A 5,915-nucleotide genomic window follows, 5' to 3' on the forward strand; every position below is an offset into this window, starting at 1 on the left:
GGCGGCTGCATGAGCTGGTATCAGCAGGCCGATGGCCGCAATACCGCCCTGTGGCCCCACGCCACCTTCCAGTTTATGGCTCGCACCTGGACCGTGAACATGAAGGATTACACTTGGCAGCCGGCGGTTGTGGCACAGACGAAGGAAGCAGAGGCGGCCGCCCGGGCCTGATCCGGCGACGCCATCAGATTCACAGAAAAGGGCATCGGGAGTACATTCTCCCGGTGCCCTTTGCGTTTGTGGCCACGGTCAGTTTCCGCAATGGGCGGGATCGGTTGCCTGATAAAGCCGGCGGGCTTCTTCCATGCGCGCTTGCAGAGCATCGATGCGCGAATCGTGATTGGGGTGGGTAGACAGGAACTCCAGCGGTTGCCCGCCTCCGGCGGCGGCCATGTTACGCCATAGTTGCGTGCTCTCTCGCGGATCGAAGCCGGCGCTGGCCATCAACTCCAGCCCCATCACGTCCGCTTCCTCCTCGTGGGCGCGGCTGAAGGGCAGGGCAATGCCCAGATGGGCACCCAGCCCCAGCGCCTGGATGATCCGCTCGCTGTCTCCGTCTCCCTCGCTGAACAGCCCCACCAGTAACAATATCGCCTTGATGCCCAGTTCCTGGGTCAGCCGCTCATTGCCGTGGCGTGCCAGTACATGAGCTACCTCATGGCCGATCACTGTGGCCAGCTGGGCATTGCTGCTGGCCACGTCCAGTAATCCCTGATTCACGCCGATCTTGCCGCCGGGCAGGGCAAAGGCGTTGGGGGCGGGGTCATCAAACAGCACGATTTCCCAGGTATTCGGCATGGGCGTGCCGGGAAAGCGATTGCCCACTTCCAGCAGGATTTCCCGGGCGATGCACTGCACTCGCGCATTGCTGGTCGCATTCTCGCTGACGGGAATCTGTTGCTGCATCTGCAGAAAGGCCTGGCTGCCAAACTGGGCCATCATCGACGCCGGAACCAGTGCCAGCTGGTCGCGCCCTGTGGGGGTCTTGTCGCAACCAGCGAGCAGCAGCATGGCCAGAATCATGAAAGGCGTTTTGTTCATCGGTTCACCTGTCCGGGACTGTCCGTTGGAGTGGACAGAATATCGGCATACGAGGGCGTGGATTTTACGGATTCCGGTTTGACAGCGCCAAAATATTAAACGAGAATCATTTTCACTATGGCGTCTGTCAGCACTTCCTGTTAGGCGTTGCGGCGCCATGGCCAGCCTCAAAGCCAGCCTCTCCAGCCGGTCTTCCCCGGCACAAATCTGACCGAGTCTCGACACTGCCATGAGTGGTGGGGCCCCGTCATGTCTTTCTCTTTTGACACGTTACCCGACAAGCTAAGGATACATCATGAGTGATCAAGCTGTGCCGTTCATGCCGTCCAGACTCGACGGCAGCGGGACTGCCGAGCCGTTTCCCGTTTTTGGTGACTTCAGCGTGAGTGATTACCGCCAGGGCATGCAGGCAGTTATGGATTTGCTGCAGCATCGGCTGGAGGGCACGACCGGTCCATTCAGCGGCATTCTCCCCGGCGAGCTGGCGCCGTTGTTCAGCCGTGTGGATCTGGATTGCCCTCTTGGCAATCTGGAACAGGCTTTGGTCGAGGTGGATGACCTGTACCTGCGTGATGCGGTGTATTTCCATCATCCCCGTTACCTGGCCCATTTGAATTGCCCGGTCACCCTGCCGGCGGTGCTGGCCGAAGCGATTCAGAGTGGCGTGAACACGGCGGTGGAAACCTGGGATCAGAGTGCCGGTGCCACCCTGATCGAGCAGGCGCTGGTAGACTGGACCGCAAAACGGATCGGGCTGGGTGAAGAGGCGGATGGTGTTTTTACCACAGGAGGCACCCAGTCCAACCTGATGGCCATGCTGCTGGCCAGGGACCATTTCTGCCAGCGCCGCTGGCATCACTGCACCCGTGAACAGGGCCTTCCTCCGGAATCCAGCCGGTTACGCATCTTCGCCTCGGAAATGAGTCACTTCAGTGTCCAGAAGGCGGCCTCCCTGTTGGGGCTGGGCTATCAGGCGGTGGTGCCGGTGCAGAGCGACCGTTACTACCGCATGGACCCGCAAGCCCTGGAAGCGGCCATCCTCCGGTGCAAGGCTGAGGGCGACTATCCACTGGCGGTGGTGGCCACCGCCGGCACCACGGATTTCGGCAGTATTGATCCGCTGCCGGCCACCAGTGCTCTTTGCCGGGCCCATGACATCTGGTTCCACGTGGATGCGGCCTACGGCTGCGGCCTGCTCAACTCCCGTCGCCACCGGCACTGCCTTGATGGCATTGAGCAGGCCGACTCGGTGACGGTGGATTACCACAAGAGTTTCTTTCAGCCCGTCAGTTGCAGTGCCCTGCTGGTGCGTAATCGCCATCACCTGTCCTGCGTCACCTGGCATGCGGATTACCTGAACCCCTTCTGTGCCCGGCAGGAAGGGCCCCCGAATCTGGTGGACAAGAGCCTGCAGACGACCCGGCGGTTTGATGCCCTCAAGCTGTGGCTGACCCTGCGCACGGTGGGGGCGGATGCCCTGGGGGAGGCGTTCGATACGGTCATCCAGCGTGCCCGTCAGGCCTATCTGTTATTGCTGTCGGAGCCGGATATCCAGGTGATACACCAGCCTCAGCTGAGCACCCTGGTGTTTCGCTATCAGCCTGCCGGTGTTGACGATCAGACGCTTAACCGGATCAATCCGGCCATTCGCAGCGACATCATGCGCTCGGGCAAAGCGATGATCGCCGGGACCCGCGTTCATGACCGTCAATATCTCAAGTTTACCCTGCTGAACCCGCAGACCGGTCTGGCGGACATTCGTGCCATCGTGGAGTTGATCAAGCAATACGGCGGCCAGCAGTTGGTAGCCTCACAAGCGCACGCCTCGCAGCACGCTGAGCCGGAGGTGATCTGTGAGTGATTCCATTTATGACCTGGTCGGTATTGGCCTGGGGCCATTCAATCTCAGTCTGGCCTGTCTGGCAGAGCCGGTGGCGGGGCTGTCTTCCCTGTTTCTGGATGAAAATCCCGACTTTGACTGGCACCCCGGACTAATGATGGATGACGTGCACCTGCAGACGCCGTTCATGTCGGATCTGGTGACCCTGGCCGATCCCACCAGCCGTTACAGTTTTCTCAATTACATCAAGCAGCAGGGTCGTCTGTACGCTTTCTACATCCGTGAAAACTTTTTCCTGTTGCGCCGTGAATACAACCAGTACTGCCAGTGGGCCGCCGGCCAGCTGAGTAATGTGGCGTTCAATCGTCATGTGTCCCGGATCGAGTTCGATGACGCCCGTGACTGCTACCGGCTGACCGTGCGCCGTAACGATAATGGCGGTCGTGAAACGGTGCTGGCGCGCAAGCTGGTCATGGGCACTGGTCCAACGCCGTCGATACCGGCCTGCTGTGAGGGGCTGGGCGAGAAAGTGATCCACGCCAGCGATTACCTAAAGCACAAGGCCGAGCTGCAACAACAGGGGAGCGTCACTCTGGTGGGCAGTGGCCAGAGTGCAGCAGAAATCTTTTATGACCTGCTGGAACAGGCTGGCCCGGACAGCTATCGGCTCAGTTGGCTCACCCGCTCACCGCGGTTTTTCCCACTGGAGTACACCAAACTGACTCTGGAGATGACCTCGCCGGAGTATGTGGACTATTTCCATGGTCTGCCGGCGGCCAGCCGTGATCGCCTGATCGCAGAGCAGAAACAGCTCTACAAGGGGATTAACTCGGAGCTGATCAACGATATCCATGACTTGCTGTACCGCAAGCGCTTGGCAGGTGAGGTGCCGGTGGTGCTGATGACCAACTCCAGCCTGACCGGGGCACACCGTGATCGTGTCTCCAACCGGCTGGAGCTGGATTTTCATCACCATGAGCAGCAGCGTGATTTCCGGCACCAGACCTCATCACTGGTGCTGGCCACCGGTTACCAGTACCGGGAACCCTACTGTCTGGACGGTATTTCGGATCGGCTGCGCCGTGATGATCAAGACCGGCTGGACCCCCGTCGCGATTACAGCATCGACCAGCGCGGTGATGTGTTTATCCAGAACGGCCCGCTGCATAGCCACGGTTTTGTCACCCCGGATCTGGGCATGGCTTGCTATCGCAACGCCTGCATCCTGCGTGCGGTTACCGGCCGTGAACCCTACAGGGTGGAAAAACGGATTGCCTTCCAGGAGTTCGGTGTGCCGGAAGCGAGCGATGTCGTGCTGGAAGCCCGGCGGGAGAGCGCGTAATGAGACCCATGAAATTCTGGCTGATCGCCATGACGCTGGCCGCGGTGGTCAGCGATACCATGCTGCTGCCGTTCTACCCGCAGTTTTTCGAGCGCGTGTTCGGCATTACCGACCCCAATTATGTGGGAGCCTACATCGCTGCCTGTTGCGCGGTCGTGATGCTTGCCTTTCCCTTCTGGGCTCGGGTCGCCCGACGGATTCCGGTGCTTCAGTTGCTGGTTTATACCCAGTTGGCTGCCGGGTTGTTCAGCGTACTTTGCTGGGCGGCGCCGTCGGCCACCGCGTTCTGGTTGTTGTCGTTGACCATGCTGGTGTTCAAGGGCAGCTACCTGCTGGTGTATCCGCTGCTGATGAGTCAGGAAGCACTGGACGGCCATGGTCGCACCATCGGTCTGTTGTCCGTGGTAGTGCATTTTGGTGCCATCTTCGGCGCGCTTCTGGGGGGCTCGGTACTGCAGTTCTTCGAGCCGCGCCAGGTTTACCTGCTGATGACGTTTGGCGACCTGTTCCAGATCCTGGTGTGCCTCTACCTGCTCCGTCAGAAAACCTCGCAAGCTCCCCGCGCCAGCGAGGAAGCCGAAGACGCGGCGCATCCCCTGGCCTGGCCGGTAATTCTGCGTCTCGGCAGTGTCATGTTCCTGTTCTACTTTGCGATTTACCTCACCCGTCCCTTTTTCGCCCGTTACTGGGAGGCATTGTCCGGTAACTCCAGCGAGGTGCTGGCCGGGGCGATCTTTGCTCTGCCCGGTGCGGTGGCGGTGCTGGTGCTGTGGCTGGATTACCGCCGTGGCCACAGTGGTGATGCCAAGGGGGTGCTGCTGCCGGCCATGGCGCTTTGTGCTCTCGGGCTGATGCTGCAAGCCAGCGGCAGCATGGTGCTGGTGCTGGCCGGGCGGCTTCTTTACGGCTGGGGGTTGTTCCGCGCCACAGTGGGGCTGGACCAGTTGCTTTATGTGCTGAGTCGCCCGGCCAGCTATGCCGCTGATTTCAGCAAGATCAGTGTCTTCCAGAACCTGGGCGTGCTGGTGTCGTCCTTTGCGACCGGTGCCCTGGTGGCCTTTGCCGGTCCCCGTCCGACCTTCCTGGCCGGGGCGCTGGGGCTTGCCTTGACCCTGGTGCTTTATCTGGTGTTGGTGCGCCCGCTTTTCTCGTCGTCCCGTAATGCCTCATTTCTTTCTGCGCTTTCCCGGAGTGAAACATGACAAGCAAGACCCCGTTTTCTGTTGATATTACCGGCTTTGGCCGTTTCCACATCCGTGCTGTGCAGGTGCCGGATGATATTGCGCTGATCCACCACTGGCTGAGCAGTGAGCATGCTCGCTACTGGGGGATGCAGGACATGAATGAAAACCAACTGGCGGATTTTTATCGTCAGTTACCTGAGTCGGGCACCGGTGAGGGGTTTCTTGGTTTCCATGAAGGGCGCCCGGTGTGCCTGATCGAGAGTTACGATCCCCGTCGCGATCCGGTGGGAGCCCATTATCCGGTGCAGCCCGGTGATCGCGGCATGCACGTGCTGGTGGCGCCCAGCCGGACACCGGTATCCGGTTTCACCCGTGCCGTTTTTGCCGGGGTCATGGACTTCATGTTCCGGGATCAGGGGGCGCGGCGGGTGGTTGTGGAGCCGGATGAACGCAATGAGCGCATTCACACCCTGAACCGGTTTGGCGGTTTTGTGTACGCCAATACCAT

The 5,915-nt window shown here is 60.3% G+C and carries 5 protein-coding genes; 4 read left to right on the plus strand and 1 reads right to left on the minus strand.

Annotation, left to right across the window (positions count from 1 at the left end; all coding sequences use genetic code 11):
* Positions 1-249: 249 nt before the first annotated feature.
* The gene (locus tag HUJ17_RS12450) at positions 250-1,041 is read right to left on the minus strand and encodes a M48 family metallopeptidase (RefSeq protein WP_290510991.1); all 792 of its coding nucleotides are present in this window, start codon (positions 1,039-1,041) and stop codon (positions 250-252) included.
* A 295-nt stretch (positions 1,042-1,336) separates the two neighbouring features.
* Here HUJ17_RS12450 and HUJ17_RS12455 point away from each other — a divergent pair, with 295 nt between their 5' ends.
* The 4 genes from HUJ17_RS12455 to HUJ17_RS12470 form a co-directional block, all read left to right on the plus strand.
* Complete coding sequence (locus HUJ17_RS12455) at positions 1,337-2,902, plus strand: aspartate aminotransferase family protein (RefSeq protein WP_290510992.1); 1,566 nt, start codon at positions 1,337-1,339, stop codon at positions 2,900-2,902.
* The gene (locus tag HUJ17_RS12460) at positions 2,895-4,223 is read left to right on the plus strand and encodes a SidA/IucD/PvdA family monooxygenase (RefSeq protein ID WP_290510993.1); all 1,329 of its coding nucleotides are present in this window, start codon (positions 2,895-2,897) and stop codon (positions 4,221-4,223) included. The genes HUJ17_RS12455 and HUJ17_RS12460 overlap by 8 nt, the downstream gene beginning before the upstream one ends.
* Positions 4,223-5,425: an MFS transporter gene (locus HUJ17_RS12465; protein ID WP_290510994.1), complete on the plus strand. Its 1,203-nt coding sequence runs from the start codon at positions 4,223-4,225 to the stop codon at positions 5,423-5,425. The genes HUJ17_RS12460 and HUJ17_RS12465 overlap by 1 nt, the downstream gene beginning before the upstream one ends.
* On the plus strand, positions 5,422-5,915 hold a 494-nt coding region (locus tag HUJ17_RS12470), incomplete at its 3' end, for a GNAT family N-acetyltransferase (RefSeq protein ID WP_290510995.1). The genes HUJ17_RS12465 and HUJ17_RS12470, both read left to right, overlap by 4 nt.

This window comes from Alcanivorax sp. (assembly GCF_014762765.1).
Taxonomy (GTDB): Bacteria; Pseudomonadota; Gammaproteobacteria; order Pseudomonadales; family Alcanivoracaceae; genus Alcanivorax.